This window comes from Hydrogenibacillus schlegelii (assembly GCF_001653195.1).
GTDB classification, from domain to species: domain Bacteria; phylum Bacillota; class Bacilli; order Thermicanales; family DSM-22653; genus Hydrogenibacillus; species Hydrogenibacillus schlegelii.
This window is the reverse complement of the sequence record NZ_JXBB01000041.1, coordinates 1-4,554: the sequence shown is the minus strand read 5'-3', so window position 1 is coordinate 4,554 and position 4,554 is coordinate 1. Positions and strand designations below refer to the sequence as shown.

General features: G+C 65.9%; 4 protein-coding genes. 3 read left to right on the top strand and 1 reads right to left on the bottom strand.

Annotation, left to right across the window (positions count from 1 at the left end; all coding sequences use genetic code 11):
• A partial coding sequence (locus SA87_RS09485) for an RNA-guided endonuclease InsQ/TnpB family protein (protein ID WP_156516527.1) occupies window positions 1-777 on the top strand: 777 nt, incomplete at its 5' end.
• Window positions 778-901: 124 nt separating this feature from the next.
• Here the strand turns inward: SA87_RS09485 and SA87_RS09480 are convergent.
• Complete coding sequence (locus tag SA87_RS09480) at window positions 902-2,068, bottom strand: Fe(3+) ABC transporter substrate-binding protein (protein WP_066202372.1); 1,167 nt, start codon at window positions 2,066-2,068, stop codon at window positions 902-904.
• Window positions 2,069-2,236: 168 nt separating this feature from the next.
• Here SA87_RS09480 and SA87_RS09475 point away from each other — a divergent pair, with 168 nt between their 5' ends.
• Both SA87_RS09475 and SA87_RS09470 read left to right on the top strand, forming a co-directional pair.
• On the top strand, window positions 2,237-3,028 hold the full coding sequence (locus SA87_RS09475) for a WecB/TagA/CpsF family glycosyltransferase (protein WP_082718071.1): 792 nt from the start codon (window positions 2,237-2,239) through the stop codon (window positions 3,026-3,028).
• A 150-nt stretch (window positions 3,029-3,178) separates the two neighbouring features.
• Window positions 3,179-4,249, top strand: a complete 1,071-nt coding sequence (locus SA87_RS09470) for a glycosyltransferase family 4 protein (protein ID WP_409359804.1) — start codon at window positions 3,179-3,181, stop codon at window positions 4,247-4,249.
• The last annotated feature ends 305 nt before the right edge of the window (window positions 4,250-4,554 follow it).

The window sequence follows — 4,554 nt, the reverse complement described above, 5'->3', positions numbered from 1 at the left end:
GTGGAAAACCTCATCCTCCACGTGACCTTCGATCTCGGGGTCGTGCCGGTCCGCCCTGAGGCGGGGCCCGTCGCGGCGTACGACTACAACGCGGCCATGCTTGCCCGGGCGACCTCCGCCGGTGTGCTGGATCTTTTCGTCGGCCGCGAACTCCTGGCCCAGATCCAGTACCGGAACAAAGTGCTGGCGGAATTTCAGGCGAAGCTGAGCCGCCTCAGGGAAGGGTCGCGGCGCTGGCGCCGGCTTCAGACGGCCAAAGCCCGGGTGCTTAAAAAGCTCGATCGCCGGATCCGGCCCATGGAGCATGCTCTGACGAAGGCGCTGGCCGAACTCGACCGTAAAGAAGGCATCGCCGTCAGTGTCCTCGGCGATCTGACCGGCCTTCGCCGCTCCGCCGGAACCGGGATGAAGGGGAAGAAGGCCAACCAGAAGATCAACCAGATGGCCTACGATCGCCTCGGCTCCCAGCAGGGGTACAAAAACCTCATGCGCGGGATTCGGACGATCTTTCTTCCCGAAAAGTACACGTCATCGACCTGTTACGCCTGCGGCCGGCGAGACCCGTCGTCGAGAAGACATCGCGGGCACTGGAAGTGCAGGCGGTGCGGCTTCTCTTTGCAGGCGGATCTGAACGGCGCCGGCAACCTGCTCAAGTTCCGGCTTGCCGAAAACGTCGTCGGCGTACCCGGTCCGGTGTCTTTCCACACGATCCGGCACTGGCGCTGGGATAAGCGCTACAACCGGTACGTACACGTATCGTCAAGGGCCGGGGCTTAAGCCCGGTACCTGACGTAGTCGGGACTTCAGTGACGGTCCCCTCCGGAGGCGTGAAGCCTTCGGTGTAACCCGGCAGGAGTTCCTGCCGCCAGGAAGCCCTTCCCCTTTAGGGGGAGGGAGAAAGTCACTTCCATCCGACTTCGGCGAAGATCTTCACCGCCTCTTCATTGTACCGCCCGAGGTCGGCAAAGTCGAGCGTCTGCGGCTTGAACCGGCCCCACGATTCGAGGAGCTCCGGCCAGCGGGCCTTGGGGTTCGCCGGATACTCGAAGTTGAGCGCGGCGAGCTTCTCCTGCGCCGGGACGCTCGTGAGGTACGCGAGGAGCTTCTTCGCGTTTTCCGGGTGCTTGGCCCCTTTGACCAGCCCGGCGCCGCTTACGTTGATGTGGGTGCCGTGGCCCGTCTGATCGGGGAAGAAGACGCCGATCTTCGCGCCGACTTCCCGCTCCTTCGGATCTTCGGAGGTGAGGAGCAGCCCGACGTAGTACGTGTTCACGAGCGCGACGTCGCCGACGCCGGCGGCGATGGCCTTCATCTGGTCGCGGTCGTTTCCTTCCGGCGGGCGGGCAAAGTTTTTCACCATTCCCTCGGCCCATCGCTTCGCCCAGTCGCGGCCGTTTAAGGCGATGAACGACGCGAGGAGCGACTGGTTGTAGAGGCTCGTCGAGGAGCGGACGAGCACCTTGCCGCGCCACTTCGGGTCGGTGAGCGCCTCGTACGTCGAGAGATCGTCCGGCTTGACGCGATCTTTGGCGTAGACGATGACCCGCGCCCGGGTGGCGAGCCCGACCCAGGCGTTCTCCCGGTCCCGGAGCTCGGCCGGGACGTTTTGGAGGATCGCCTCGTCGTCGATGGGCGCGAGGATGCCCCGTTCCTTGGCCCGGTTCAGCACGCCGCCGTCGACGGTGATGAAGACGTCCGCTTCGGTCGCGTCTCCTTCCCGGGCGATCCGCTCGATGAGCTCCTCGGCCTTGCCGGAGACGACCTTGACCTCGATCCCCGTCTCTTTGGTAAAATCGTCGAAGAGCGCCTGGTCGGCGTCGTAATGCCGGGCGGTATAGACGTGGACGACCGGCGGTTCGGCGGCCGCTTTGCCGGCCGACCCTTCGCCTCCTGCCGCCGCGCCGGTGCCGGCGTTTTCGCTTCCGGCCGCCGCGCCCTCCGTCCGGGCGGCATCGCCTCCGGCGGGGCCGCCGGTCGCCTGCCCGCAGGCGGCAAGAAGAACGAAAGAAAAGACGAGGAGGAAGAGGGCGAGCGGTCGGGCCGCCGCCGAAACGGACCTGAGATGCACGTCGATCGAACCCCCTTGGACTTGGAATGATGGAAAAGAGTTGGAATGGCAAAAAAGAGATGGTGGAAAAGAGAAGGTAGAGATGAATGATTGAAATTGAGGATCGATCTCAACAACGATTATACCGACCCGGTTTCGGCAAAGCAAGCGGTAAGGAGCCGTGTTCCCATGCCGACGGAGGGAAAGCCGCCGGTCGTCCCCCTTTTCGGCCTATCGTTTGCGGCGCTTTCGCTGGAAGCGGCGGCGGATTTTTTGGCCAAAGAGGCGGCGACCCGCCGGACGGCGGGCGCGGCCGGGCCGCTTTTCGTGGCCACGGTGAACGCCGAGATGCTCATCCGCGCCCGGGAGGACGCCCAAGTTCTCAGCGTCCTCCGGCAGGCGGACGTCGTCGTCGCCGACGGCATCGGCGTCGTCCTCGCCGCCCGGCTGCTCGACCGGCCGCTTCCGGGGCGGGTTGCGGGCATCGACCTCATGGAGGCCCTCCTCGAGCGGGCCGCGGCGGCGGGCTGGCCGGTCTTTTTCCTCGGTGCCCGGCCCGAGGTGCTCCCGCGGGCGATGGCGGCCGTACGGCGCCGGCATCCGAAACTCGTCCTGGACGGCCATCACGGTTATTTTACCCCGGAGGAGGAAGCGGCCGTCCTGGAGCAGATCGCCGCCTTCCGCCCGGCGCTCCTCTTCGTCGGGCTCGGCGCTCCCCGGCAGGAGGCGTGGATTGCCCGGCATCGCCCCCGGCTTTCCGCGGCCCTCGCGATGGGCGTCGGCGGGAGCTTCGACGTCCTCGGCGGCGCCGTCCGCCGCGCGCCTTTACGCTGGCAGCGCCTTGGGCTAGAATGGTTGTGGCGCCTCAAAGAAGAACCGTGGCGCGCCCGGCGGATGGCGGCCCTGCCGCGCTTTGCGCTGCTCGCGGTCGCCGTGCGCCTCGGCCTGGCGCGGGAGGAGCCGGGGCGGGGGAGTCCTTGAGAGGGGTTAAAAAGAACATGGCTCCCAACGCTCGAAACCGGGTTGGGCCCATGAGAAGCGGCATTCGGGACAGGGGGATCCGGGCTTCGAACTGAGGAACTGAACTTCAGACGAGAACCGGACTTAAGCCAAAAGGAGAGAGAAGGCGTGCTGTATTACCTTGCGCTCGCCGCAATCGCCTTCGGCGTGACGTTCGTCGCCACGCCGCTGGTGCGCCGGCTGGCGTTTGCCGTCGGCGCGGTGGACGTGCCGGACGCGCGGAAGGTCCATCGGGGGGTCATGCCGCGGCTTGGCGGGCTGGCCATTTTCCTCGGCTTTCTGGCGGGGGTCGGGTGGCTTTCGGCCGGTTTTGCGGAGATCGGCGCCGCGCTTCTGGGCGGCGTAATCGTCGTCCTCACCGGTGCGCTCGACGATCGTTTCGGCCTCTCGCCGCTCGTTAAGCTTATCGGGCAGATGCTCGCCGCGGCCGTCGTCATCGCCGCCGGCATCCGCATGGAGTTCATCCATCTGCCGTTTGCCGCGGAGAAGACGCTGGAGTTCGGCCTTCTGGCCGTGCCGATCACGCTTTTCTGGATCGTCGGCGTGACGAACGCGATCAACCTCATCGACGGCCTGGACGGCCTGGCCGCCGGGGTGACGGCGATCGCGGCGGCGACGATGTTCGTCCTCTCCCTCCAGCTCGGCAACGTCCCGGCGGCGCTCATGGCCGCGGCCCTCGTCGGCAGCCTCGCCGCCTTCCTCATTTTTAACTTTCATCCGGCCAAGATTTTCATGGGCGACTCCGGCTCCCTCTTTCTCGGCTACATGATGGCCGTCATGGCCCTTCTCGGCTTCAAGCAGGTGGCCTTGACTTCCTTCATCGTCCCGCTCCTCGTGCTGGCGGTGCCCCTGTCGGACACGCTGTTCGCCATCGTGCGGCGGATGTTAAACGGCCAGTCGATCGCCGCGCCGGACAAGCGCCACCTCCATCACGCCCTCCTGGCCGTCGGGCTTTCGCACCGGCAGGCGGTGCTCGCGATCTACGGTCTCAGCGCCTTTTTCGGCCTGAGCGCGATCCTCTTCTCCCGGGCGACGGTGTGGATCGAGGCGGCCGTCCTCGTCGCCGCCGGTTTCGTCCTCGTCGTTTTGGCGGACGTTTTGGAGCTCGTGCACCGTTCCTTCCATCCGATTCGGCGGATGCTGCGTCTCCCGCCACATCCAGAGCGAAGCCGGGGAAGATAATCAAAAGCGCCCCGAACGCGGGGCGCTTTTTTCATGGCTTCAGCCGGAGCGCAGGGATAAAACTCCGCGTGCCTCCTAAAAGAAATGCCGTTCCGCAACTCATAGACAAATATCCCAGCGAAGGGATACCGTCCCGGTTGCTTCCTGCTTCATCCACCGGCACCGGCCGAAGCCTGCGACCTCCGGTGTCCGCAGGCGTCACTTCCCGCGGAACTCGCGGTAGAGCAGCTTACACGCCGGCTGCCAGGGCGAACCGGAGCAGATTCTTCGCCGCGTTTTCGTCCCGGTCATGATGCGCGCCGCAT

Bases quoted from the DNA above. Each gene is read 5' to 3' on its own strand.
- SA87_RS09475 (WP_082718071.1), top strand. From the start codon at position 2,237: ATGCCGACGGAGGGAAAGCCGCCGGTCGTCCCCCTTTTCGGCCTATCG.